The sequence below is a fragment of the Mycobacterium pseudokansasii genome, from assembly GCF_900566075.1.
Classification (GTDB): Bacteria; Actinomycetota; Actinomycetes; order Mycobacteriales; family Mycobacteriaceae; genus Mycobacterium; species Mycobacterium pseudokansasii.
Map to the genome: position 1 here is coordinate 4069334 of NZ_UPHU01000001.1, position 25549 is coordinate 4094882.

Sequence of the window (25549 nt, forward strand, 5' to 3'; positions counted from 1 at the left end):
CGCTCATCTTAGGGCTCAGTGCAAAACCGTGGTCCGGCCCGGGAATTGACCAGCGTCGATGCGTTCCAGCCGCCCCTCGGTGTAGGAGGCGATCTGATCGACGATGACCCGCATCCGGGCGGCATCGTCGGCCGCGGTGTGGTACGTCGCGGCAAAGACCGGGTCGAGCGTCCGCGGCGCACCGGAGGACAGCCACTGCGCCACCCGGTGGATGCGTTCCCGCTGGCGAGCCTGGGCTTGCAGATGCCGTGGGTCGGACATGATGAACTGCAGCGCCAGGATTTTCAGCACCGCAACCTCGGCCCGCACCAGGTCGGGGACCTGTAAGTCGGCCTGGTAACGGCTCAACGGCCCGGACCCGGCCACGGCACGGGTGGTGGCGATAGCCGCCGAAGCAAACCGCCCCACCAGTTCGCTGGTCAATCGCTTCAGGGCGACCGACGCCGCCAACGTGGCGTCGTACTTGCCCACCGCCGCTACCACCGGTAGCGCTGACAGCCGGCGGGCGGCCGCCATCAACTCGTCGGCACCGACCCGGGGGAATTCGCTCTGGCCCAGCCTGGCCAGCGCGGCCGCGTCGTCGTGGTCGGCGAGCACCCGCAAGTCGATGCGTTCGGAGACGACGCCGTCCTCGACATCGTGCACCGAATACGCGACATCGTCGGCCCAGTCCATCACCTGTGCTTCCAGGCATGGCCGATCAGCCGGTGCACCGGCGCGCACCCAGGCCGCCGGCTGCTGATCTTCCTCGTAAAAGCCGAACTTGCGGCGCCCGTCACCGCGCGTCCACGGGTATTTGGTGACCGCGTCCAACGCTGCGCGGGTCAGGTTCAGTCCCGCGCTAAGCCCTTGGCTATCAAGAACTTTCGGCTCAAGGCTGGTCAGAATGCGGAAGTTCTGGGCGTTGCCCTCGAAGCCGCCGCAGCAGGCCGCGACGTCGTCGAGTGCCCGCTCACCGTTGTGCCCGTAAGGCGGGTGCCCGATGTCATGGGCCAAACCGGCCAGCTCGACCAGGTCCGGGTCGCAACCCAATCCGATCGCCATCCCCCGACCGATCTGCGCCACTTCCAGCGAATGAGTCAACCGGGTGCGCGGGGTGTCACCTTCCCGCGGTCCGACGACCTGGGTCTTGTCGGCGAGGCGGCGCAGCGCGGCGCTGTGCAACACCCGGGCGCGGTCCCGGGCGAAGTCGGTGCGGTGCTGCCCCTCCGTGCCCGGCAGACCCGCCGACTTCGGCGCTTCGACTACCCGCCGCTGGCGGTCGAGGTCGCCATAGGGGTCTTGCTGATTCGTGGTCACCGACCGACAGTCTGCCAGGCAGGCCGCTGCCGGTGGTGTCGTTGCGGCCCCATCCCGCAATGCGGCCGCAACCGCACCGCGCTTCCGTCGGACCGGCCTTTTGGCCGGGCTAGATTAGCCGTATGCGCATCGCTCGCCTGCTCGGCGTGGTTCTGACGATCGTCACTGTGGGCCTCGCCGGAGGCATGCTGCTGGCGCCCCCCACAGCCGCGCAACCGCCGTTTCGGCTACCGGGCTATGTGACCGACAACGCCGGCGTGCTGACCGGTTCTGATCGCGCCGAGGTCACATCGGCCATCAACGAGCTCTACGCCGATCGCCATATCCGGCTGTGGGTGGTCTATGTTGACAACTTCTCCGGCCAGAGCGCGATGAATTGGGGACAGAGCACTTTCCGGAGCAGCGAACTGGGGAGCTATGACGCCCTGCTGGCCGTCGCCACCGTCGCCCGGTCCTATGTCTTCCTGGTGCCGTCCACCGTGCCAGATGTCAGCGCCGGCCAGGTCGAAGACCTTCGCCGAAACCAGATCGAACCCGCGCTACGCAGCGGCGATTGGGGCGGTGCCGCTGTTGCGGCGGCCAACGGACTCAATAAGTCACCCAGTTCGTCGGGAAAGGTGATATTGCTGGTGGCGCTGGGCGTCATCGTCGTTGCGGTGGTGATCCTGCTGGTGGTGATGCGTTACCGGGCCCGCCGGCGGCGCGCTGACGCGTTGGCCGCGGCACGACGCGTGGACCCCACCGATCAGCGGGCACTGGCCGCCGTGCCGCTGGATATCCTCGACGACTTGTCCCGGTCGATGGTGGTCGCTGTCGACAATGCGGTGCGCACCAGCTCCAACGAGCTCGCACTGGCGATCGACGAGTTCGGCCAAGAGCGCACCGCGCCGTTCACCCGGGCCGTGGACAACGCCAAAGCGGCTCTGGCCCAGGCGTTCAGCGTGCGCCAACAGCTTGACGACAGCGCTCCCGAGACACCGGCGCAACGGCGCGAGCTTTTGACCCGGGTCATCGTGTCGGCGGCCACCGCCGACCGCGAATTGGAGGCGCAGACGGAGGCCTTCGAACAGCTGCGCGACTTGGTGATCAATGCCCCGTCCCGGTTGGACATGCTGACCCAGCAGTACGTCGAACTCACCACCCGCATGGCCCCAGCCAGCAGCGGCTGGCCGACTTGCACCACGAATTCGGCGACACGGCGCTGACTTCCGTGGCTGCCAACGTCACCGCCGCCCAGGAACGACTGGTGTTCGCCGACCGCAACATCGGCATGGCCCGTGAGCTGTCCGCTCAAGCCGTCAGCGGCCGGCAGTCCGGCTTGGTGGACGCCGTTCGCGCCGCTGAATCCGCGCTCGGACAAGCCCGTTCACTACTCGACGCGGTAGACAACGCGGCCGGCGACATCCGGCACGCCGTCGCCGAGCTGCCGTCGGTCCTGGCTGATGTGGAGGCGGGCATCAAGCAAGCCGACGAGCAACTGCAGAAGATGCCGGGCAACACGTCGGCGCACACCCGCGAACTCGTCGCCGCGCGCGATGCAGCCGCACAAGCCCTCGAAGAGTCCCGCGACACTGGGGGCGCGGGCGTCTCCGATCCGCTCGGCACTTTTGCCCGGGTGAGCAAGGCCGGCGCGGATCTGGATCGGCTCTTGACCACTGTGGCCCAGGAGCAGGCCAACGCCGAGCGACTCAACCGCTCCTTCGAGCAGGCGTTGTTCACCGCGGAGTCGCGGGTGCGCGCGGTGTCGGACTATATCGATACTCGTCGCGGCAGTATCGGGCCCGAAGCACGGACCCGGCTGGCTGAAGCGAAACGTCAGCTACACGCCGCGCGTGACAAACGTTCGACCAACATCACCGAAGCGGTCGGTCACGCCAATGCGGCATCGTCGCTGGCAGCCAACGCCCAGGCGCTGGCCAACGCCGACGTGCAAGCGGCTCAGCGTGCCTACACCCAGCAGGGCGGCGACAATGCGGGAGCGATCCTCGGCGGCATCATCATCGGGAACCTGCTCAGTGGGGGCCTGCGGGGCGGTTTCGGCGGCTGGAGCCCGACGTCGTTCGGTGGTTCTTCCAGCTCGTCCGGCGGCTCGTCCGGCGGCGGGTTCATGGGTGGCGGCGGGCGATTTTAGGGCCGTCCAGGCCCGGACTAGGGCTGGACCCGCGAGTCACGGCACAAAAAGTGCGAACGCCTACGCACGAAGTTCTGACAACCCGTGCGTAGGCGTGCGCAATCAATCGTGGAGGCGGGCGTACCGACTGCAACGCGCCGCCGGAAACGCAAACCTCTCCGTCCGGCAGAAGTTAGGCCCAGCTGGAGCCGACGGCGCTGTCGGTCTGTGCCATGTTGCTGCCGGCGGCCTGGACCTTCTGGCCGTGGGCGTTGGCCTGCTCGTAGATCACCTGGAAGTTGCGACCCAACTGGGTGATGAACTCCTGGCAGGCCACCGAACCGGCGCCGCCCCAGAAGTCGCCGGCGGCCAGCACATCGCGAACGATGGCCTGGTGCTCGGCCTCGAGCGACGCCGCCTGGGCACGGATCGTGGCGCCGTGGGCGTCGACATCGCCGAACTGGTAATTGATAGTCATTGGTCTTGTCCTCCTGTATCGAAGCTGTCGGGCCGGGGCTAGCTGCTGAGGATCTGCTGGGAGGCCTGCTCTTGCTGCTCGTAGTTGTTGGCGTCACGGATCAGGCCGTCACGCACGCCGTGCAGCATGTTCACAATGTTGCGGAAGGCCTGGTTCATCTGACCCATGGTGTCCAGCGAGGTGGCCTCGGCCAGACCGCTCCAGCCCGCGCCGGAGATGTTCTGCGAGGACGCCCACATCCGGCGGGCCTCGTCCTCAACCGTCTGAGCGTGCACCTCGAAGCGGCCCGCCATCGCACGCATCGCGTGCGGGTCGGTCATAAAGCGTGTTGCCATGTTGCCTGTCTCCTTGTCAACTGGGCTTATATAGTCAACTGGGCTCTTAGTCGGGAGTTATTTGTGCAGATTGACTCCTAGTAGTGCCGACCGCGGTGATACCGAAGTCACCAATCGGTCATGAAGAACGACAGTCACCCCTTTCTCTCAACCGGCCGCCGGAGAATGCGGTACGACCCTGCTGCTACGCGGCACCTCGAACCGAGGTTCGGCATTGGCTGCCTCCCACTCGTTCCACTCCGCCCACTCGTCCCACTCGTCGGCGCTGGATTCGGCGGGCTCGGGATCCACCGCACCGGGCACGACGGCAACCTCGGCAGCTTCATCCTCTTTGGCCCAGTGGTCATAGTCATCCGGTGGAACGGCCGTACCCCAGCTGAGCGGAACCGATAACCCGCCAAGCATCCCCGACTCGCCGCGCTTCGCCGACACGGCATCGGGCGGCAAGGGCGGACCAAGAGGCAAAAGCACGCTGTCCCCTTCCAGTGCCGATTCCAGAAAACCAACCCTCAATGGCAACCACAAACCATCGGGCACTTTGCATCGTATGGCAATCCCGCGGCCAATATGCCTATTTCTCCGATTTCTCTGCATGCCAGCCCGAGCAGGGGCGCTGCGGACCCACGTCGGGCGGCTTGGGTGCGGGCATCGCCGCGCGCAACGGCCAAGGCTGTCGGTCGATCCGCGCATCGGGAAACAACCCTGCACTGCACCGGCTTGCAGCGCAAGTGTGGTTTAGAGATGCATTCAAAAGGCATTCGATGGCTAGCAAATGCCGCTGGGAATTCCGCGGACCGGCCCCGATTCCTGGACCGGCATCGTCTGCGGATAGGGCACCCGATAGGGAAGCCCTTCGTTGAGAAACCCCAGGACCACGTTGGGCACACAGTTGGCAACCTTCGGCAGTTGCCGAGCCGGGTGGTCCAAGTTGGGTCGCGACGGGTCGGGCGGGGTGGCGAAATTGAATGCCGACGTCATATCACCGGTCACGCTGGCCCGCCAGGGGGTCAGGTTGGGGACCGGAACCCCGAAACGCTTACCGATGAGTTGCAGCTGCGACGTGTGGTCGAACTGGTGGTGAACCATCAGCCCGCCTCGACTGTAGGGAGAGATAACGAAACATGGCACCCGGTACCCCAGACCGATCGGACCCCGGATACCGCCCGAGCCGTCGACCTTGTTGATGTCGACGCTGTTGGGAATCCATTCGCCGGGTGTGCCCGGCGGCGCCGTCGGTGGCGTGACGTGGTCGAAAAATCCACCGTGTTCGTCGTAAGCGATGATCAGCGCGGTCTTTTCCCATACGGCTGGATTGCGAAGCAACGTCCGGATCAGGTTGACGATCGTGACAGCACCCACGGCGATCGGGAAGGACGGATGCTCGGAGTCGACGGTCAGCGGCACAACCCAGGAGACTTGCGGCAGCCTGTTGTTGATGACGTCGAGGACGAAGTCCGCGGGATACGTCGGCGCAATCCCGTATCGCGCCAGATCCGACCGCGGATCTCCCGCCGCCTTGAAACTGCCCACATAGCCGTTGCGGCTCAGCGACGTGTCGTTGAGCCCGCCGAGCAGCTTGCTGTTGTAGACCTTCCAACTGATACCGGCGTCGCTGAGGTTCTGAGGCATGATGCGCCAACTGAATGTCAGTTTCGGTTGAATGGACGGCTCGACTATCTGTGGTCCGCCCTGGTCGCCATCAGGGTTGACGGTGCCACTGATCCAGTAGAGCCGGTTGGGCATCGTCCCGCCGAGAAGCGAAGAGTGGTAGTGGTCGCAGACGGTGAACGTGTCGGCCAGCAGGTAGTGGATCGGTATGTCGGGGCGCGCGTAGTAGCCCATCACCACGGGCGTATTGGCGGCCGACCGGGTTCTGGCTTGCGCCGCAAGCCAGCCGTCGTTGGCTCCGCCATTCCACGACAAATGCGCCGCGATCCACTGGTGATCGGGGTCGTTGACGCATTCGCCAACCCCGTTGGGGCCCCTGGTCGTATCGATGCGATACGGCAAGGTTATGCCGGCGGGGTCAACAGCTTGCGTCTGCGGATTCCAGCCCTTCTGGGCGAACAGCGGCGTCGGGGTGTCGAATCCGTCCACGCTGGAGAGCGTGCCGAAGTAATGGTCGAATGACCTATTTTCCTGCAGGCACAACACGATGTGTTCGATGTCGGTCAGGTGTCCCGAACACGGGCCGGCCGCATAAGCCTTCTCGATCACCGGGGCGGCCCAGTCCTTGAGAAAAGCTGCCGCCCCGACGCCGGTGGCCTTGGCCAGGAATTCTCGACGCGACATTCCAGCAAATGCACCGCCGCCCACCGGCACTCCTTTATCAATGTTTGAGTTGACCGTATAGGCGTGAGGGAAGTAGGGTGCGAAACGCAAACCGGCGTGTCCTGGCGTATTCAATCGCTCCGATGGCAGTCCGCGGTGTCCGGTTCAACCTTGAATCGGCCGCATCGACATAACCGGCCCGTCGGGAATGCTCGTGCGGGCTCGTTTCTGGCACCGGCATATTCGGCGCAGCCGCGACCCGCTAGGGAAAAGGCCTCGGTGCGGAAAGTTGTTGTGCCACGTTGCGTGCATTCCGGCGCGGGGAGGCGCCTCCCCGCCGTATCCCCTCAGCCAGCAGAAACGGATCGGCACCGGCGAACCGCAGCCATGGCATCCGGTGACTTGGCCAGCCCGATTCAGCAGATACCGCTGGGAATTCCGCGGGTCGGTGACGTTTCCTGGGTGGGCATCATCTGTGGAAATGGCACCCGATACGGAATTGATGTCTTGGTCGTCGTTCCCAATACCGCGTTGGGAACGCACTGCGGCAGTTTGGGGACTGACTTCAGCAACGGGTGATCCAGATTGGGTTTCGACGGGTTCGGCGGGACCGCGAAATTGAACGTCGAAGTCATATCACCGACCACGCCGTTTCTCCAGGCGGTGAGGTTGGGAACGGGCACTCCAAACCGCGCACTGATCAATTTCAGCGTCGATGTGTGGTCGAACGTGTCGTGGACCATCAGCGGACCGCGACTGTAGGGCGAAATGACGATGCATGGGGTGCGGAAACCCAAACCGATGGGCCCACGAATACCGCCCGAACCCGGCACCGCGTTGATATCGGGGACGGTGACGTACTCCCCGGGGGTACCCGGTGGCGGCGTCGGCGGCGTCACGTGATCGAAGAACCCTCCGTTTTCGTCGTAATTGACGATCACCGCGGTCTTTTCCCACACCGCCGGATTCGACAGCAAAATCCGCAGCACGTCGACGATTCCGACAGCACCGATGGAAACGGGTAATGCGGGATGTTCGGATAGCAAGAATCCCGGCAGCACCCAGGAAACTTTGGGCAGCGCATTGTTCTTGACGTCAGCGGCGAAGTCCAAGGGATACGTAGGGGCGATGCCGTACCGGGCCAGATTGGATCGCGGATCTGCGGCCTGCTGAAAATCGTTGATCAGTCCGTTGTAGCCCACAACCGTATTGTTGAGGGGACCTAGAAATTTGTTCTGGTAGACCTTCCAACTGACGGCGGCGTCTTCGAGGTTCTGCGGCATGATCCGCCAGCTGAGTTTTTGCTGCGGTTGGATGTTTGGTTCGATCAGAATCGGACCACCGTTGGTGCCGTCCGGGTCGATCCAGGCGCTCATCCAATACAGCCGATTGGGCGTGGTCCCGCCCAGCAGCGAGCAGTAGTAGCCGTCGCAAACTGTGAATGTGTCCGCAAGCAGGTAGTGGATCGGGAGATCCCGGCGAGTGTAATAACCCATCGTCACCGGGACGTTGCCCTGCAGCGGGCTGGACGCGGCCTGCGCCGGCAGCCAGCCGTCGTTGGCGCCGCCGTTCCATGAGTTATGCATCGCGATCCAGCCGTGATCGGGATCGTTGACGCATTCGCCGTCAAGCAGCGGCCCCCGGGTGGTGTCGAATCGAAACGGAATGGTGGTGCCGGCCGGATCGACCGCCTGCGTTGCCGGGTTCCAGCCCTTCTGCGCGAATGCCGGTGACGGATCGTTGAAACCCCGAGTGCCCGATAATGTGCCAAAGTAGTGATCGAATGACCGGTTCTCCTGCATCAACAACACGATGTGCTCGATATCGGTCAAATGCCCCGAGCAGGGCCCGGCTCCATAGGCCTTTTCGATAATCGGAGCGGCTAATGAGGTGAGAGCGCCGGCGGTGGTGGCGGCAGCGGCTTTAGCGAAAAATTGTCGACGGGTCATTCCGTCGACTGGGTGCTCGCTCCCCACACGCCCTCCTTGACGGCCGCTACTCACATTCCCGATCACGGTATAGTCGCGCCGCCGATCAATCCTGATAAGCCCATCGGCGTGTCGGACCCGATACACAAGCCAGTGCTAATCATTTCGATCCCGGAGCGCAAATCCGCCGCCGTCACCGAAAGCCGTAACGGCGGCTTCCCGGCCGATCAGCAAAGCCCGCTGGGAATCCCGCGGGTGGGGCTGCTTTCCTGGGTGGGCATCATTTGGGGATAAGGCACCCGGTAAGGAATAGCCGGCAGCGTGCCGTCCGTCGTTCCCAATACGACGTTGGGGATGCATTGCGGCAGTTTTGGCACCGCGGCCAGGAGCGGATGGCTCAAGTTGGGTCTGGTCGGATTCGGCGGTGTCGCGAAGTTGAACGCGGAGGTCATGTCGCCCACGACGCCATCGCGCCATGCGGTCAAATTGGGAATGGGCACACCGAACCTGGCGCGAATCAATTTCAACTGCGAGGTGTGGTCGAAAACGTCATGGACCATCAACCCACCGCGACTGAACGGCGAAATGACCAGGCAGGGCACCCGAAAGCCCAGGCCGATCGGGCCCCGGATACCGCCGGACCCGGCCACAGCGTTGATGTCGGGCACCGTAACGTACTCACCTGGCGTACCCGGTGGTGACGTCGGCGGCGTCACGTGGTCGAAGAAACCGCCGTTTTCGTCATAGCTGATGATCAAGGCGGTTTTCTCCCACACCGCCGGGTTGGAAAGCAGGATGCGCAGCGCATTGACCATCGCCACGGCACCCAGCGCCACCGGCAATGCGGGATGCTCCGACTGGATGAACGGTGGAATTAGCCAGGAAACCTGCGGCAGCCGGTTGCCTTTGACGTCAGCCGCGAAGTCCAACGGGTAGGTCGGTGCAATGCCGAACCGAGCCAGGTTCGACCTCGGGTTTGCCGACTGCTGGAAAGCCTGTACTAGCCCGTTATTGCTGATCGGAGTGTTGATAAACCGTCCAGCATCTTTGCTTTGGTACACCTTCCAACTGATGCCGGCGTCCTCGAGGTTCTCCGGCATGATGCGCCAGCTGTACTGCTGCTCGGGCAGGAAGCCGGGCTCCACCAACTGCGGTCCCCCATTGGTGCCGGCCGGATCGATGGTGGCGCTCATCCAATACAGCCGATTAGGCAGCGTGCCACCGAGCAGTGAACAGTGGTAGCCGTCGCAAATGGTGAAGGTATCCGCCAGCAGATGGTGGATCGGGATGTCCTGGCGGGTGTAATAACCCATGACCATCGGGACATAAGGTCCGGTGCGCGTCGCCGACTGCGCCGGAAGCCAGTTGTCGTTGCCGCCGTTATTCCAGGAGGTGTGCATGGCGATCCAGGCGTGGTCGGGATCATTGACGCACTCGCCGTCCAGAATGGGGCCACGGGTGGTATCGAGCCGGAATGGAATGGTGATTCCCGCGGGGTCGAGCGCCTGCGTCATCGGGTTCCAACCCTTTTGCTGGTATGCCGGCGACGGGTCGTTGAAACCTCGGGTGCTCGAAAGCGTGCCGAAGTAGTGATCGAATGACCGGTTCTCCTGCATCAACAACACGATGTGCTCGATGTCGGTCAAATGCCCCGAGCACGGGCCCGCACCATAGGCCTTTTCGATCACCGGGCCGGCAAAGTCCATCAGCAACGCCGCAGCGCCGGCGCCGGTGAGCTTTGCAAGAAACTCCCGGCGTGACATGCCCCGGAAGGGGTTTTCCGTCACGTAATTCGCCTCCCTGCGCACAGTTCAGCTCACGGTATAGTTACGAAGCCGATGGATCGCGGCAGGCCGACCGGCGTGTCGCAGGCCTACTTTCACCTGCAGCAAACGCGCTGGAATCGGTTTCCGGGGGATCGGTATTGGCCGGTCGCGGTGTACTGGTGGGTACGGAGTTCCGGGTCTGTTGGCCGGCGTTGTCGAAGCCACCAGAACCGGGCGAACGGCCGAGGTCTGGTTAAGCCCCGGCTGGGAGCGGTGCTCACGCGGCGGCGACCCCCCGAAGCGCACCGACCGGTTGCCCTGTTATCGAAGAAGACGGTACGCCGTGCCGCCGCGACCCATTGCGACCAACGTGCCAATACCCATCGGATTAAAGTGCGTCACGACAAAAATTTATCGAATCTCACATTCCTAATCGATCCCTCATAGTGCTATTTCTCGGCTTGGCGCGGCGCCGGCAACTGCCCCGATTATTCGAGGTCAACGCCCGTTCTTCGACTTTTCAAACGAATGGCATTGGGCGCCGTCGGTCTTAATCTGAGGCCAGGAATGATGTCGTAGCGCGAGTAACCGGTCGTGATCGGAAAACCATTGTCTCGACCGGGGTTTCGTGATCGTCGTCGTCGTTGTAGCGTCCGTTGCCATGTGGGGTACGGTGCTCGTGTTGGCGCTCGTCGCGACGGCCGACCCGGTGCGGATCGGGATCGGCGTTCTCCTGTCGTCACGACCTCGTGCCGTCGGCCAGCTCGTTGCATTTTGGCTCGGCGGCATTGTCACCAGCGTTGGTCTGGCTTCGGGTGTGCTCTTCGGACTACGAGGATTCGCGCTCGACGTCCTGCACCGGGTGGAAGTTGCCACCGCCAGTTCCACCGCCAGACACATTCAGATCGCGATGGGTGTCACGGCGCTGCTCGTCGCCGCGCTGGCGATTAGCCTCTCCCCAGGCCAGCGGATACGGCTGGGGATGACAGGCGCCAATCCATCACAGTTGCAGGTCCGGACGTCCATGACGATCTCGAGGTTGTCGACGCGCGCCCAGTTCGCGTTGCAGGCCCGACCGCTGCGGGTGGCGTTCGTCCTCGGGGTCGGGATGTTGGCGGATCTCCGGTTCCTGGTGGCTCTCACTGCGATTTTGGCCTCGGGAGCTGCGGTGGCCACCCAGGTCACAGCGGCGGGGGTTTACACCCTTGTGGCGCTGGCATTCGTCGAGTTCCCACTCGCCAGCCAGCTGGCGGCGCCGGCTAAGACCGGCCAGATCATGTCGGTGCTGCAGCGCCGGGTCAAGGCTCGGCGGCACCAGATCTTCGCCGTCGTCATTGCCCTGCTGGGGGCATTCCTGATGACCAGGGGGATGGGCCGCGTATAAGCGCCCGCTCTGATTGCGGCTGCCGGCGCCGGTGCCCTCACCTCGTCACACATCGCGTCCGGCGCCGAGACCGCGGATCGCTTCGACTGACATGGTGAGGGCGCGGGTAACACTGGTTGGTTGGTGTTACCCGCGCCCTGTAGAGCTGGCTGGTGAGGCCGGCTCGGTGTTGGTCAGGTCCGGCTGGAGCAGCCGGCGGAGTCGGTTTGGGAGTGGGCGTTGGCTCGTTCGTAGATCACCTGGGTGTTGCGGCCCGACGCGGTGATCAACTCCTGGCAGGCCCCGCCGCGGAAGTCCCGGCCCTACCCGATCCCGGTGCGCGGGATCACACTCGGGCGCGCCTGCACCACATGAGGATTAGCCCCCCCGCGACCCATCATCCCGCCGGGCATCCCCGCCCCGGCACCACCGGCACCCATCGGCATCGGCATCATCGGCATTCCGCCGGTGCCGGCCCCGCCGGCAGCCGCCGCCAGCTCCGCCGCCGTGGGCACCCCGCCCAGCCCCGCCATCGCCGCACTCGACAACCCCTTGGGCATCGACCCCTCCCACGTCGGCGGCACCGACATCGCCCCCACCAACCGCGCCTTACCCAAGTCCGCGCCGATACCGGCACCCACCCCCGCGCCGCCGCCGAGGCCCTTCATCGGATTGACATCACCGACAAACTTCGGCGCATCAGCCAGACCCTCCCACGCCGTTGCCCCGGCCAACCCCGCGGTACCCGCATTGGCCGTGCTGCCCAACTGCATCAGCGGCCCGAGCATCATGCTGGCGGGCTGCGCCGCAACCTGCGCCACCTGCATCACCGACGACAACGGCAGCGACGAGGCCAACGACTGCGCCCCCGCCACCACCCCCGGAACCCCCGCCAGCGCACCCTGCAACGCCGGCGACACCGCCGCCGTCGCCGTCGCCGCCAACCCCGCCGCCTGCGCACCCAGCTGCCCACCCAGCTGCGAGGCCAACCCCGCCAAATCCAACGGCGGCACACCAAACGGCATCAACTCCGCAGCCGCCGCCCCCGCCCCCGCGTCATAGCCCACCATCGCCCCCACGTCCTGAGCCCACATCTCCACATAATCGAACTCAGTGGCCGCAATCGCCGGCGTGTTCTGACCCAAGAAATTGGTCGCCACCAACGCCCCCAACAACACCCGATTCGCCGCCACCGCCGCCGGATGCACCGTCGCCGCCACCGCCGACTCAAACGCCGTCGCCGCCGCCACCGCCGACGCCGCCGCCGTCTCCGCCTGCGCCGCCGCCGCGCTCAACCACCCCACATACGGCGCCGCCGCCGCCGCCATCGACACCGACGCCGGACCCGCCCACGGCCCACCCGTCAACCCCGCAATCACCGCATCAAACGACAACGCCGACCCCGCCAACTCCGCAGCCAACGCCTCCCACGCCGACGCCGCCGCAAACAACGGCCCCGCCCCAGCACCAGCAAAAATCCGCGCCGAATTGATCTCCGGCGGCAACCACGCAAACTCAGGAACCATTCCAACCCCAAACCAACCAGCCGCACCAACGGCACCGACAACCAACCGAACCCGAACACTCACCAACCCATCGGCGGATCGTAAGCCAACCCACAGCGAAAAACTCCAGATTCGCCAAACGCTGAAACCGCAGGGGCATTCGGTGATCTCCGTGAGTTACGTCCTACCGAAGCGCTGGATTGCGACCAAGCGGCTGACAGGATGCTGACATGGTGAGGGCGCGGGTAACACTGGTTGGTTGGTGTTACCCGCGCCCTGTAGAGCTGGCTGGTGAGGCCGGCTCGGTGTTGGTCAGGTCCGGCTGGAGCAGCCGGCGGAGTCGGTTTGGGAGTGGGCGTTGGCTCGTTCGTAGATCACCTGGGTGTTGCGGCCCGACGCGGTGATCAACTCCTGGCAGGCCCCGCCGCGGAAGTCCCGGCCCTACCCGACGCCGGTGCGCGGGATCACACTCGGGCGCGCCTGCACCACATGAGGATTAGCCCCCCCGCGACCCATCATCCCGCCGGGCATCCCCGCCCCGGCACCACCCATCCCCATCGGCATCGGCATCATCCCCATCCCACTACCGGTCCCCGCGGCCTGCGCCAACTCCGCCGCATTGGGCAAACCACCCAACCCCGCCATCGCCGCCGACGACAACCCCTTGGGCATCGACCCCTCCCACGTCGGCGGCACCGACATCGCCCCCACCAACCGCGCCTTACCCAAGTCCGCGCCGATACCGGCACCCACCCCCGCGCCGCCGCCGAGGCCCTTCATCGGATTGACATCACCGACAAACTTCGGCGCATCAGCCAGACCCGCCGCCGTCGCCCCCGCCAACCCCGCCGTACCCGCATTGCCCGTGTTAGCCAACTGCATCAACGGCGAAATCAACATGCTCGCTGGATACCCCGCAACCTGCGCCACCTGCATCACCGACGACAACGGCAGCGACGAGGCCAACGACTGCACCCCCGCCACCACCCCCGGAACCCCCGCCAGCGCACCCTGCAACGCCGGCGACACCGCCGCCGTCGCCGTCGTCGCCAACCCCGCCGCCTGCGCACCCAGCTGCGAGGCCAACCCCGCCAAATCCAACGGCGGCACACCAAAGGGCATCAACTCCGCAGCCGCCGCCCCCGCCCCCGCGTCATAGCCCACCATCGCCCCCACGTCCTGAGCCCACATCTCCACATAATCGAACTCAGTGGCCGCAATCGCCGGCGTGTTCTGACCCAAGAAATTGGTCGCCACCAACGCCCCCAACAACACCCGATTCGCCGCCACCGCCGCCGGATGCACCGTCGCCGCCACCGCCGACTCAAACGCCGTCGCCGCCGCCACCGCCGACGCCGCCGCCGTCTCCGCCTGCGCCGCCGCCGCGCTCAACCACCCCACATACCGCGCCGCCGCCGCCGCCATCGACACCGACGCCGGACCCGCCCACGGCCCACCCGTCAACCCCGCAATCACCGCATCAAACGCCGACGCCGACCCCGCCAACTCCGCAGCCAACGCCTCCCACGCCGACGCCGCCGCAAACAACGGCCCCGCCCCAGCACCAGCAAAAATCCGCGTCGAATTGATCTCCGGCGGCAACCACGCAAACTCAGGAATCATTCCAACCCCAAACCAACCAGCCGCACCAACGGCACCGACAACCGACCGGGCCCGAACACTCACCAACCCACGGGCGGATCGTAAGCCAACCCACAGCGAAAAACTCCAGATTCGCCGAGTTATTCATAAATATTGGATAAGAGCCGGTCCACCAGCGGGCAAGATCTCGGAACTATCTCGGCGGGGCCAGGCGGCCATGCCTGTCTCATGTCAATGACGTGGACAAACAATGATCCGCTTGATTGGTTCGCCAAGTGATTTCCCTATCGCCACCACGACGGGAAGGTAATGCCCGACCGTCGGCTGCCGGGGCCTGTTCGTTCATGCGCACCGACGCGGCCAACTGCGAAGCGTATGCCAAGAACCGCCTGGTCAGCCTGTGGCGACCAGCTGCTACGCCGGATGTGTCGTCCGGCGGTTTGAGGTCCGCACGGTCAGCACCCGGCCATTGCCGGAGACCCCATACCCTCCAATACCCATCGACAGGCCTACCATCGGAAAATTGGCGTTCGGGCGCCGCTAGAAAAGGTTCTTGAAGAAGCCCGAAAGCCCGTTGCCGAAGACCAACAGTCCCGAGCTTCCCGTCCCGGAGTTCAGGATGCCCGAAGTCATGACCCCCGCGATGGCGATGCCCGCGTTCTGGACAGCCGCATTATAGAAACCCGCGTTCCCGTAGCCGGTGTCGAGCGCGCCAGAGTTGCCGCCGAAGATGCTCGTGGTACTGGTGTTGACGTAGCCCGAGTTGCCGAATCCCGAATTTTGAATACCCGAGTTACCGGTACCATTTGGGTCGTTCTGACCAAAGCCCGAGTTACCGGTGCCGACATTGAAGAAACCGGAGTTAGGGCCGGGGTGGGCCGTAGCGCTGAAGAACCCGGTGTTGAGTGCGCCACCGTTGAAGCCTCCAGTGTTGGTGTTGCCCGCGTTGGCGAAGCCGGTATTGACGTCGCCCGCGTTCCCGAACCCGGAGTTGATGTCGCCCGCGTTGAAAAAGCCGGTGTTGACGTTGCCCGAATTGCCGAAGCTGGTGTTCGAGTTGCCGGCATTGAAGCTGCCCGCATTGAAGTTTCCGGAATCGTAGAAGCCGAAGTTGCCGGCCCCGGCATTTACGGCACCGGTGTTTGTGCTGCCGCCGTTCCAGAACCCGGTGTTGACACTGCCCGCGTTTCCGAAGCCCGTGTTCCCCACGCCAGAATTACCGAAGCCCACGTTGCCGGTACCCGAGTTGAAAAAGCCCACGTTGCCGCTGCCTGAGTTGAACAAACCGATATTGTTGCTGCCGGAGTTCAACGCGCCGAAGCCAATTTGACCGTTGCCGGTGAGCCCGATGCCGATATTGTTGTTCCCGGTGTTGCCGAAGCCGAAATTCCCATTGCCGGTATTGCCGAAGCCGACGTTGTTACTCCCGGAATTTCCGCTGCCGAAGTTGAAGTTACCGCCATTACCGTTGCCGAAATTAGTGTCGCCGATATTGCCACTTCCCACGTTGGTGTTGCCGATATTACCGCCACCCAGATTGGTGCTGCCGATATTGCCGCTGCCCAGGTTCTGGCTGCCGAAGTTTCCGCTGCCAAAGTTGAAGTTGCCGGCGTTGCCGCTGCCGAGGTTGATGTCACCCCGGTTGCCACTACCGATGTTGGTGCTGCCGATATTGCCGCTGCCCAGGTTGAACGAGCCGACGTTGCCGCTGCCGATGTTCGTGTCACCGATGTTGCCGCTACCCAGGTTGAGGGAGCCGATGTTGCCGAAACCGAAGTTGATGCCCTGAAGAGGTGCCGGGACGACGCTGGCCGCCTGCGCCGACGACGGTGCGCCGGCCGCCGCCGCGCCGGTCCCCGTCGCGCCACCGACCAGACCCGACAACCCGGGCAGCCCCGCCACCGAACCCGACCACGACGCCAGCTGAGCAGCCGCCGCCGAGACCCCACCGTGATAACCCACCATGGCCGCCACATCGGCGGCCCACATCTCCTCATACACACCCTCGGCAGCCGCAATCGCCGGCGCATTCTGACCAAACAGATTCGACATCACCAACTGCACAAACACATTGCGATTAGCCGCCACCGCCAACGGATGAACCACCGCCGCCCGCGCCGCCTCAAACGCCCCCACCACCGCCTGCGCCTGCGCAGCCGCACCCGCAGCCCGCGCCGCCGCCGCACTCAACCACCCCGAATACGGAGCCGCCACCGCCACCATCGCCGACGCCGCCGGACCCTGCCACGCCGAACCCGGCCCCCCCGCCAAACCCGAAGTCACCGAACCAAACGCCGCCGCCGCCGACCCCAACTCATCAGCCAACCCCGCCCACGCCGCCGCCGCCGCCAACATCGGCCCCGAACCCGCACCAGAAAACATCCGCAACGAATTAATCTCCGGCGGCAACACCGAAAAATTCATCAACCCGCCCCTCCTTCAACGGAATATTCTCAACACCACCCGCAGGCGTTACCGCAACCACCACAGCACCGGCCACCGGCCACCACCCCACACCTGGCCAGCAACCACCGCTCCTGGCAGCGACCCTAGGCCACACCCCCCACCAAACCCGCGCATTTACCCCCACCACCCACCCGTGTCGACCACCCAACCACCACGAGGACCACCGGGACCGCGGGGACCACCGGGAAAGGGGTTCGCCGCGGCCGCCGCCCATGGCGGCGCGCACAAATCCGCTGAAGCCAGCCCAGACTCGGCAGCTACCGGAAAAACCCGGAAATCCCTGAACCCGAATTGAATCCGCCGGAGTTCTGATCGCCGGAATTAACGACGCCCGAGCTGTCGTCACCGGAATTCGAGATACCTGACAGGGTATTACCCGAGTTGACAAATCCGGCATTGTTGGTACCGATATTGCCGAAACCGGAATTGAAGCCGGGGATCAGCGCGGGCCCCGCATTCGAGATTCCTGAATTACCGATGCCCGTGTTGAAGAATCCAGAGTTGACAGTACCGTTAGGATCACTGTTACCAAAGCCTGAGTTTCCGGCGCCTTGGTTATCGAATCCGGAATTCAAGACCGGCTGGTCCACCGCGCTGGCGAAGCCGGTATTGAGATTGCCGCCATTGAATCCGCCGGTATTGGTGTCGCCGCCATTGAAAAAGCCGGTGTTGACATTACCCGCGTTCCAGGCACCGGTGTTCGAATTGCCCGCGTTCATAAAGCCGGTATTTCCCGCACCAGAATTTCCGAAGCCGGTGTTATGGGTGCCCACGTTGAAGCTGCCGAAGTTTCCGTTTCCCGCGTCAAAAATACCGAAGTTGGCGCTACCTGCACTGCCGAAGCCGGTATTTGAGCTACCCGCGTTCCAGAAGCCGGTATTGAAGTCGCCAGCGTTACCGAAACCGGTATTCCCGTTGCCCGAGTTTATCCAGCCGATGTTATTGTTACCGGAGTTGAAGAAGCCGATGTTGTTGTTGCCCGAGTTGAACAAACCGATATTGTTGCTGCCGGAGTTCAACGCGCCGAAGCCGATTTGACCGTTACCGGTGAGCCCGAACCCGATGTTGTCGTTACCCTTGTTGCCGAACCCGATATTGCCGGTACCGAGGTTTCCGAATCCGATGTTGCCACCACCGAGATTCCCGCTGCCGAGGTTGAAGTCGCCGGTGTTTCCGCTGCCCAGGGACACGTCGGCCAGGTTTCCGCCACCGATATTGATGGTGCCGAAGTTTCCGCTGCCCAGGTTGAGGCTGCCGATGTTGCCGCTGCCCAGGTTGCCGCTGCCGAAGTTTCCGCTGCCGAAGTTGTAGTCCCCGATGTTTCCGCTGCCGCTATTGGCGGTCCCGGTATTGCCACCGCCCCAGTTCTCGCTGCCGTAGTTCCCGCTGCCAATGTTGGTGTCGCCGATATTGCCGCTGCCGAGGTTGACCCCACCGATGTTGCCGCTACCCAGGTTGAACGAGCCGATGTTGCCGAAACCCAGGTTGAAGACGAAGTCGTCAAGCCATTGCGAAACCGCCGCCGGGCCGGCAGTCGCCTGTGCGGCGAGCGCTGACGGTGCGCCGGCCGCCGCCGCGCCGGTCCCCGTCGCGCCACCGACCAGACCCGACAACCCGGGCAGCCCCGCCACCGAACCCGACCACGACGCCAGCTGAGCAGCCGCCGCCGAGACCCCACCGTGATAACCCACCATGGCCGCCACATCGGCGGCCCACATCTCCTCATACACACCCTCGGCAGCCGCAATCGCCGGCGCATTCTGACCAAACAGATTCGACATCACCAACTGCACAAACACATTGCGATTAGCCGCCACCGCCAACGGATGAACCACCGCCGCCCGCGCCGCCTCAAACGCCCCCACCACCGCCTGCGCCTGCGCAGCCGCACCCGCAGCCCGCGCCGCCGCCGCACTCAACCACCCCGAATACGGAGCCGCCACCGCCACCATCGCCGACGCCGCCGGACCCTGCCACGCCGAACCCGGCCCCCCCGCCAAACCCGAAGTCACCGAACCAAACGCCGCCGCCGCCGACCCCAACTCATCAGCCAACCCCGCCCACGCCGCCGCCGCCGCCAACATCGGCCCCGAACCCGCACCAGAAAACATCCGCAACGAATTAATCTCCGGCGGCAACACCGAAAAATTCATCAACCCGCCCCTCCTTCAACGGAATATTCTCAACACCACCCGCAGGCGTTACCGCAACCACCACAGCACCGGCCACCGGCCACCACCCCACACCTGGCCAGCAACCACCGCTCCTGGCAGCGACCCTAGGCCACACCCCCCACCAAATCCGCGCATTTACCCCCACCACCCACCCGTGTCGACCACCCAACCACCAGAAAAAGATCGCCGGTCCGGAATGTGAACCGTGTTCGTCGCTCGGTCGAAGCCGCACGGGTACGCCGCGGGCGCCGCTGCCCCGCAGCAAACGGTCTGCGCGGTGAAATCCGGGTCCCGCTAACCGCAGCCCTTGAGCCGGACCGCCAGATAATCGGCGACCTTGTCGATCGCTAGCCGTTCTTGGGTCATGGCATCGCGCTCACGGACGGTGACGGCGTTGTCCTCGAGCGAGTCGAAGTCGACTGTTACACAGAATGGAGTCCCGATCTCGTCCTGGCGCCGGTAGCGACGCCCGATGGCACCCGCATCGTCGAAGTCGATGTTCCAGCAGCTGCGCAATTCGGCGGCGAGATCGCGGGCCTTGGGGCTCAAGTCCGCATGGCGGGACAGTGGCAGCACCGCGGCCTTGACCGGGGCCAGCCGAGGATCCAGTCGCAGTACCGTCCGCTTCTCCATCGCGCCCTTGGCATTCGGGGCCTCGTCCTCGCTGTACGCGTCGATCAAGAACGCCATGAACGACCGGGTCAGGCCCGCTGCCGGCTCGATGACATACGGCGTATACCGAGTGTCGTTGACCTGGTCATAGAAGTTCAGGTCGGTACCGGAATGCTTTGAATGCGTCGACAAGTCGAAGTCGGTGCGGTTGGCGACACCTTCCAGCTCACCCCAGGGATTGCCGAGGAAGCCGAACTTGTACTCGATGTCGACGGTGCGGTCGGAGTAGTGCGACAGCTTCTCCTTGGGGTGCTCCCACAAGCGCAGGTTCTGCGGATCGATGCCCAGGTCGACGTACCACTGCAGCCGGGTGTCGATCCAATACTGGTGCCATTCCTTGGCCGTCGACGGCTCGACGAAGAACTCCATCTCCATCTGCTCGAACTCGCGAGTCCGGAAGATGAAATTGCCGGGGGTGATCTCGTTGCGGAAACTCTTACCGATCTGGCCGATGCCGAACGGTGGCTTCTTGCGGGACGTCGTCACAACGTTGGCAAAGTTGATGAAGATGCCCTGTGCGGTTTCCGGGCGCAGATAGTGCAACCCCTCCTCGGTCTCGATGGGTCCGAGGTAGGTCTTGAGCATCATGTTGAATTCGCGCGGCTCGGTCCACTGGCCGGGCTCGCCGGTGTCCGGGTCGCGAATATCGGCCAGCCCGTTGGGCGGCGGATGGCCGTGCTTGGCTTCGTAGGCTTCGATCAAATGGTCGGCCCGGTAGCGCTTGTGCGTGATGAGCGACTCGACCAGCGGGTCGTGGAAGACCTCCACATGGCCCGAGGCAACCCATACCTCACGCGGCAAGATGATCGACGAATCGATTCCCACGACGTCGTCGCGGCCGGTGACCACCGACCGCCACCACTGCCGTTTGATGTTCTCCTTGAGTTCCACCCCCAGCGGACCGTAGTCCCACGCCGACTTGGTACCGCCGTAGATTTCACCAGACGGATAGACGAAGCCGCGCCGTTTGGCCAGGTTCACCACAGTGTCGATGACAGACGCCACGCGGTACCGCACTCCCTTCCCGGATCGGGCAACTGCATGCAGCGGGCAATCACTGCGCAGGAAACCTCAGTCATGGTAGCGATCGGCCGGCGGCTCTTTGACATGCACCATCACGCATGTGACAGTGGAGGACAGCCGCAGGTGTCCGCGAGCTGTTTCGGGACGAGCGGTCCCGATGCCGGTACGTTTCGAGGTGGTTCAGATATGGCGACGTCCCCCGCTACGCCTGTCGCCGTCGACGACCTGGTCGGTCATCATGAGCATGGCGCCGGCAGCTCTTCGGGACATCCCGCCTCCCCCGCGCCCCCGCCCCGGGAAATTCTCGACGCCGCCGGCGAGTTGCTGCGTGCGCTGGCCGCACCGGTACGCATCGCCATCGTGTTGCAATTGCGCGAATCGCAACGCTGTGTGCATGAATTGGTGGACGCGTTGGGTGTACCGCAACCGCTGGTCAGCCAGCACTTGAAGATCCTCAAGGCGGCTGGCGTCGTCACCGGAGAGCGGTCGGGTCGTGAAGTGCTGTACCGGCTCGCCGATCATCACCTCGCACATATCGTCGTCGACGCGGTCGCCCACGCCAGTGAGGAGTCGCCGTGACCGGAACCAGTGTCCGGTCCACCCGCCAGCGCGCGGCGATCTCGACGCTGCTGGAGACGATCGATGATTTCCGCTCGGCACAGGAATTGCACGACGAACTGCGCCGCCGGGGCGAAAACATCGGCCTGACCACCGTCTATCGCACCCTGCAGTCGATGGCCGCCGCGGGAATGGTCGACACGCTGCGCACCGACACCGGTGAGTCGGTCTACCGCCGGTGCTCGGAACATCATCACCACCATCTGGTGTGCCGCAGTTGCGGCTCCACCATCGAAGTGGCCGACCACGAAGTGGAGGCCTGGGCCGCGGAAGTGGCTGCCCGGCATGGGTTTTCCGACGTCAGCCACACCATCGAAATCTTCGGCAACTGCGCAGCCTGCCGGTCCTGACATTCGGAGCGCTGCCCCACCGTCATCGACAGCACCGCTCGAACTTTTCCGCGCTTTATGGGGCATTCAAAGTTGGCCGCTGTCGAAGCTCCCGATCTGCCCAGATCCTCTGCGAGAGCGCGTCGCGATGGATGCAAAGCTGAAACCCGCTCTATCCGAAATCTGCACTCGAATGTGCGCCGGGGTGCCGCAGACGCGACAAGAGGCGACAAAGCCTCACCTGCGCACTCTCCGCCCGGCACGTCGATTCATAGGTAAGAGCGGGATGTGCCCCGGCGAGCGCCGGAGCCCATCCCGCTGCGTCGTGTTACCGCTGCGGCAGGGACAGCAGGTTGTTGGTCCAGCGCCCGTCCGCGTTAGGTACGGAGGTACATCGGGCCGTACGCGGGGGTCACAACCTTCACGTTGACGCGGTGCCCGCCGCTGTCTTCCACGTAAGCCTTGCCGTTCTCGTTCTCGATCCATGAGACGATCTCGGCCCGCGTGTTGTTACCCGTCTCGTTGGTGGCGGGGTTGACCCACCAGAGACGGGTGATGTGCGGATGATCGGTGCCACCCGAGAGGCGGATGGCGGTAATGCGAATAGCCACGAGGGCTCCTAACTTTCGGGTTTCATTTCACGGAGCTGAAGTTTGGGCTCTACATTCGTGTCTGCAAGGACGGTCATGTAGTGGCCCAGGGGTTGGGTGGGCACGGCAATGCTCACTCAACCCTTTTGTACTTGGCCGAAAAGCCAACGCACGCATAGGAATCCGCGCGGTCACGGTGGACCCGCGGGACCAAGTTGGATGCCCAAGGTGTTGGTGGCCGGCGACCGAGGGACCGCGCCCGCGCAATTTGCGGCGGGGTATGCGGGAGGCGGCGAGCAGACTATGGCTCAGCCCGAAAGTTCGCTTACTGCATAGAGTCTCGGACAGTGAGCGACTCCATATGCGCGGCGTAGGTGTGGCTGCTCGACATGCGACCTCTCCCGTCGTAGTGGTATTGCAACTGGCTGGCTGCCAGAAAGATACCGTCCAGGTTCGGCGGTGATGCTCATCTCGCGCCGGGCGTGTCGCGCTCCAAGCATGATGAGGCCCCGCCTCGGGTGAGACGGGGCCTCTGTCGCTTATCGGTGTGTCCGGTGCCAGCCAGAACCACTTCGACAACCGCGCTCTCAGCGTGCATCACCCGGTGCCCTAAATCAAACACCAATTACATGCGTGTCATTCGCCCGGCCTGCCGCGCACGCTCGTCCAAGAGCTCATCGACCGGGCCGATCGACCGCGGCGGCCCGCCCGCGCCCCGCACTGCGACCAACAGGCGTAGCTGGGGTCGATCACTTCAGGGTCGCGCATTCCCCCAGCGTAGGACGCCGCGCGCTTCGCTGAGCATGTGTATTTGGTGGGTATCGACAGTACCGCTCGAACTTTTCCGCGCCGCCGTCGAAATCGGCGTCAGGGAGCCCCGGCGATCAGCGCGTCACGTATCCGGGCACCGGAATCGAGCACCAGCAGGATCAAGGTGCGCAGCGCGTCGTCACCCAGCCCGGCGCCGGGAAAGTTGTACCGCAGCATGACATCCCCGGTTTTGGACGCTGTCTTGGCCGCACCCTTGGCCGTACCGTTGCCGGGGCCCTTCTCCAGCACGGTGACTGCGCCGAAATTGACGTCACGCGCCTGCTTGGCCGCCCGATCGCGAATCTTCCTGGTCAGCGGCAGGTCCCAGGCCAGTATCTGGGTGAGCGACACCAACTCGAGGCCCTCGGCGATGCTCACCACCCGTAACGAAGCGAACGTGCCGTTGTGGCGGACCGTCAACGCGCCGTCGGGTTCCTGCTCGACGGAAAGGACGTCGCGCAGAATCGATGCCAGACGCTGCTGCAGTGAGGGCACTAGGCGCTCCCGAACCGTCGATTGCGGGAAGCGTACTCCTCGCAGGCCGCCCACAAATCGCGGCGGTCATAGTCGGGCCACAACTTGTCCTGGAATATGTACTCGGCGTAAGCGGCCTGCCACAGCATGAAATTGCTGGACCGCTGCTCCCCCGAGGTCCGCAGGAACAGGTCGACATCGGGGATGTCGGGGCGCTGCAGATGACGGGCGATGGTGGACTCGGTGATCCGCTCCGGGTTCAACCGGCCGGCGGCCACCTCGCGCGCGATTTGTCTTGTGGCGTCGGCGATTTCGGTGCGCCCGCCGTAGTTGACGCAGTAATTGATGGTGATGACGTCGTTGTACTTCGTCATCTGCTCGGCCACCGCCAGTTCGTTGATGACGCTGCGCCACAGCCGCGGCCGCGAACCCACCCACCGGATCCGCACACCCATCTCCTTGAGATTCTCCCGGCGTCGTCGCACCACATCGCGGTTGAAACCCATCAGGAAGCGGACCTCCTCGGCCGAACGCTTCCAATTTTCGGTGGAGAAGGCATAGAGGCTGAGCCATTTGATTCCGAGTTCGATTGCGCCGCAGGCGATGTCGATCACCACCGCTTCGCCCATCTTGTGCCCCTCGGTGCGACGCAGGCCACGCTGGGTGGCCCACCGGCCGTTGCCGTCCATCACGATGGCGACATGATTGGGCAACCGGTCGGCCGGAATTCGGGGCGCAGCCGCCTTCGAGATGTGCTGCGGCGGCCGGCGCGGGCCGCCGTCGGGCGACGGCGGCAATGCCGGGAAGACAACCGGCCACGTCGAGGTGTCGGGGAAAGTCGGATAGTCGTCCGGTGCGGGGGGTAGCTGTGGGAAGTCGGTGGACGTCAGCGTTCGTTCGGCCTTGTTAGCCACACTCACCTACCTGTCTGATCAGCGCGGCGCGACGCTCGGCAACGGTGTGATCGATCCGATAGGTCCGCTCCACCAGCGGCAACGTCTTGAGCTGACGTTCCAAGTGCCATTGCAAGTGCGCGGCCACCAACCCGCTGACATAGCCGCGATGCGATTGCGGGGCCTGCTCGGCGGCCGCCCAATCGCCGTCGTGTAGGGCGGACATCAACTCCAGCACGCCCAGCGGCGGTGTCGTCGCACCGGCGGGACGGCAGTGCGCGCAGACACTGCCCCCCGCCGCGATGTGAAACGCACGATGCGGCCCGGGTGTGGCGCAGCGAGCGCACTCGGTCAGCGCCGGCGCCCAGCCGGCGATACCCATGGCACGCAGCAGATAGGCGTCCAACAGCAGGTCGCGAGGACGACGTCCGTCGGCGACCGCCCGCAACGCGCCCACCGTGAGCCGGTGCAGGGCCGGGGCGGGCGCCCGCTCTTCACCGGCAAGGCGTTCGGCGGTTTCCAGCATCGCGCAGCCGCAGGTGTACCGGCCGTAGTCGTTGACGATGTCGGTGGCGAAGGCATCGATGGAGACGACCTGGGTGACGATGTCGAGGTTGCGGCCGGGGTGCAGTTGCGCATCGATGTGCGCGAACGGCTCCAGCCGGGCACCGAATTTGCTGCGGGTACGACGTACCCCTTTGGCCACCGCACGAACCAGCCCGTGGTCGCGGGTCAGCAGGGTGACGATCCGGTCGGCTTCGCCGAGCTTGTGCTGGCGCAGCACAACAGCCCGGTCTCGATATAGCCGCATCCCCATAGTTTCGCACCCCGCCGCGACATCGC

The 25549-nt window shown here is 64.5% G+C and carries 19 protein-coding genes and 2 pseudogenes; 4 read left to right on the plus strand and 17 right to left on the minus strand.

From position 1 onward, the window contains the following. Positions 1 to 15: 15 nt before the first annotated feature. The gene (locus tag EET10_RS18390; RefSeq protein ID WP_063468214.1) at positions 16 to 1299 is read right to left on the minus strand and encodes a deoxyguanosinetriphosphate triphosphohydrolase; all 1284 of its coding nucleotides are present in this window, start codon (positions 1297 to 1299) and stop codon (positions 16 to 18) included. A gap of 122 nt (positions 1300 to 1421) precedes the next feature. On the opposite strand from EET10_RS18390, the pseudogene EET10_RS18395 reads away from it, so the two are divergent. Further along, a pseudogene (locus EET10_RS18395) lies at positions 1422 to 3430 on the plus strand (TPM domain-containing protein). Positions 3431 to 3602: 172 nt separating this feature from the next. Here EET10_RS18395 and EET10_RS18400 read toward each other — a convergent pair. The 6 genes from EET10_RS18400 to EET10_RS18425 form a co-directional block, all read right to left on the minus strand. Next, the gene (locus EET10_RS18400; RefSeq protein ID WP_023363993.1) at positions 3603 to 3887 is read right to left on the minus strand and encodes a WXG100 family type VII secretion target; all 285 of its coding nucleotides are present in this window, start codon (positions 3885 to 3887) and stop codon (positions 3603 to 3605) included. A 38-nt stretch (positions 3888 to 3925) separates the two neighbouring features. Then, the gene (locus tag EET10_RS18405) at positions 3926 to 4222 is read right to left on the minus strand and encodes a WXG100 family type VII secretion target (protein WP_036393043.1); all 297 of its coding nucleotides are present in this window, start codon (positions 4220 to 4222) and stop codon (positions 3926 to 3928) included. 147 nt (positions 4223 to 4369) lie between these two features. Continuing rightward, positions 4370 to 4693: a hypothetical protein gene (locus tag EET10_RS18410; protein ID WP_244602004.1), complete on the minus strand. Its 324-nt coding sequence runs from the start codon at positions 4691 to 4693 to the stop codon at positions 4370 to 4372. A 294-nt stretch (positions 4694 to 4987) separates the two neighbouring features. Beyond that, a complete protein-coding gene (locus EET10_RS18415; protein ID WP_122502820.1) occupies positions 4988 to 6514 on the minus strand; it encodes a phospholipase C in 1527 nt (508 codons plus the stop codon). 395 nt (positions 6515 to 6909) lie between these two features. Then, a complete protein-coding gene (locus EET10_RS18420) occupies positions 6910 to 8442 on the minus strand; it encodes a phospholipase C (protein WP_036402331.1) in 1533 nt (510 codons plus the stop codon). Between the two features lie 206 nt (positions 8443 to 8648). Then, complete coding sequence (locus tag EET10_RS18425; protein WP_036402768.1) at positions 8649 to 10184, minus strand: phospholipase C; 1536 nt, start codon at positions 10182 to 10184, stop codon at positions 8649 to 8651. Positions 10185 to 10848: 664 nt separating this feature from the next. Between EET10_RS18425 and EET10_RS18430 the strand changes: the two genes are divergently transcribed. Further along, entirely contained in the window at positions 10849 to 11571 is a 723-nt protein-coding gene (locus EET10_RS18430) for a GAP family protein (protein WP_063466667.1), read from the plus strand. 302 nt (positions 11572 to 11873) lie between these two features. Here EET10_RS18430 and EET10_RS18435 read toward each other — a convergent pair whose 3' ends face one another. The 6 genes and pseudogenes from EET10_RS18435 to EET10_RS18455 form a co-directional block, all read right to left on the minus strand. Beyond that, complete coding sequence (locus EET10_RS18435; RefSeq protein ID WP_122502385.1) at positions 11874 to 13076, minus strand: PPE family protein; 1203 nt, start codon at positions 13074 to 13076, stop codon at positions 11874 to 11876. A 420-nt stretch (positions 13077 to 13496) separates the two neighbouring features. Further along, the gene (locus tag EET10_RS18440) at positions 13497 to 14678 is read right to left on the minus strand and encodes a PPE family protein (protein ID WP_122502386.1); all 1182 of its coding nucleotides are present in this window, start codon (positions 14676 to 14678) and stop codon (positions 13497 to 13499) included. A 519-nt stretch (positions 14679 to 15197) separates the two neighbouring features. After that, the gene (locus EET10_RS18445) at positions 15198 to 16559 is read right to left on the minus strand and encodes a beta strand repeat-containing protein (RefSeq protein WP_425461710.1); all 1362 of its coding nucleotides are present in this window, start codon (positions 16557 to 16559) and stop codon (positions 15198 to 15200) included. Between the two features lie 14 nt (positions 16560 to 16573). Continuing rightward, positions 16574 to 17081, minus strand: a pseudogene (locus EET10_RS32365) (PPE family protein); the annotation flags it as partial. Positions 17082 to 17380: 299 nt separating this feature from the next. Continuing rightward, positions 17381 to 19276, minus strand: a complete 1896-nt coding sequence (locus EET10_RS18450) for a PPE family protein (RefSeq protein WP_425461691.1) — start codon at positions 19274 to 19276, stop codon at positions 17381 to 17383. Between the two features lie 315 nt (positions 19277 to 19591). Continuing rightward, positions 19592 to 20986: a glycine--tRNA ligase gene (locus tag EET10_RS18455; protein WP_099187515.1), complete on the minus strand. Its 1395-nt coding sequence runs from the start codon at positions 20984 to 20986 to the stop codon at positions 19592 to 19594. A 192-nt stretch (positions 20987 to 21178) separates the two neighbouring features. On the opposite strand from EET10_RS18455, the gene EET10_RS18460 reads away from it, so the two are divergent. Both EET10_RS18460 and EET10_RS18465 read left to right on the plus strand, forming a co-directional pair. Continuing rightward, a complete protein-coding gene (locus tag EET10_RS18460; RefSeq protein WP_036399855.1) occupies positions 21179 to 21571 on the plus strand; it encodes an ArsR/SmtB family transcription factor in 393 nt (130 codons plus the stop codon). Further along, a complete protein-coding gene (locus EET10_RS18465) occupies positions 21568 to 21960 on the plus strand; it encodes a Fur family transcriptional regulator (RefSeq protein ID WP_036399858.1) in 393 nt (130 codons plus the stop codon). Before EET10_RS18460 ends, EET10_RS18465 begins: the two co-directional genes overlap by 4 nt. Positions 21961 to 22316: 356 nt before the next feature. Here EET10_RS18465 and EET10_RS18470 read toward each other — a convergent pair whose 3' ends face one another. The 4 genes from EET10_RS18470 to recO form a co-directional block, all read right to left on the minus strand. Continuing rightward, the gene (locus tag EET10_RS18470) at positions 22317 to 22550 is read right to left on the minus strand and encodes a DUF3892 domain-containing protein (protein WP_244602005.1); all 234 of its coding nucleotides are present in this window, start codon (positions 22548 to 22550) and stop codon (positions 22317 to 22319) included. 846 nt (positions 22551 to 23396) lie between these two features. After that, complete coding sequence (locus EET10_RS18475) at positions 23397 to 23834, minus strand: hypothetical protein (RefSeq protein ID WP_036399861.1); 438 nt, start codon at positions 23832 to 23834, stop codon at positions 23397 to 23399. After that, positions 23834 to 24727, minus strand: a complete 894-nt coding sequence (locus EET10_RS18480; RefSeq protein WP_276861987.1) for a decaprenyl diphosphate synthase — start codon at positions 24725 to 24727, stop codon at positions 23834 to 23836. Before EET10_RS18480 ends, EET10_RS18475 begins: the two co-directional genes overlap by 1 nt. Further along, entirely contained in the window at positions 24720 to 25517 is a 798-nt protein-coding gene (recO, locus tag EET10_RS18485) for a DNA repair protein RecO (protein WP_099188467.1), read from the minus strand. Before recO ends, EET10_RS18480 begins: the two co-directional genes overlap by 8 nt. Between the last annotated feature and the right edge of the window lie 32 nt (positions 25518 to 25549).

What these genes read in the sequence shown, in the direction of transcription:
- EET10_RS18460 (WP_036399855.1), top strand. Translation starts at nt 21,179, where the DNA reads ATGGCGACGTCCCCCGCTACGCCTGTCGCCGTCGACGACCTGGTCGGT.
- EET10_RS18400 (WP_023363993.1), bottom strand. Translation starts at nt 3,887, where the DNA reads ATGACTATCAATTACCAGTTCGGCGATGTCGACGCCCACGGCGCCACG.
- EET10_RS18440 (WP_122502386.1), bottom strand. Translation starts at nt 14,678, where the DNA reads ATGATTCCTGAGTTTGCGTGGTTGCCGCCGGAGATCAATTCGACGCGG.
- recO (WP_099188467.1), bottom strand. Translation starts at nt 25,517, where the DNA reads ATGCGGCTATATCGAGACCGGGCTGTTGTGCTGCGCCAGCACAAGCTC.
- EET10_RS18435 (WP_122502385.1), bottom strand. Translation starts at nt 13,076, where the DNA reads ATGGTTCCTGAGTTTGCGTGGTTGCCGCCGGAGATCAATTCGGCGCGG.
- EET10_RS18425 (WP_036402768.1), bottom strand. Translation starts at nt 10,184, where the DNA reads ATGTCACGCCGGGAGTTTCTTGCAAAGCTCACCGGCGCCGGCGCTGCG.
- EET10_RS18420 (WP_036402331.1), bottom strand. Translation starts at nt 8,442, where the DNA reads ATGACCCGTCGACAATTTTTCGCTAAAGCCGCTGCCGCCACCACCGCC.
- EET10_RS18405 (WP_036393043.1), bottom strand. Translation starts at nt 4,222, where the DNA reads ATGGCAACACGCTTTATGACCGACCCGCACGCGATGCGTGCGATGGCG.
- EET10_RS18415 (WP_122502820.1), bottom strand. Translation starts at nt 6,514, where the DNA reads ATGTCGCGTCGAGAATTCCTGGCCAAGGCCACCGGCGTCGGGGCGGCA.
- EET10_RS18450 (WP_425461691.1), bottom strand. Translation starts at nt 19,276, where the DNA reads ATGAATTTTTCGGTGTTGCCGCCGGAGATTAATTCGTTGCGGATGTTT.
- EET10_RS18430 (WP_063466667.1), top strand. Translation starts at nt 10,849, where the DNA reads ATGTGGGGTACGGTGCTCGTGTTGGCGCTCGTCGCGACGGCCGACCCG.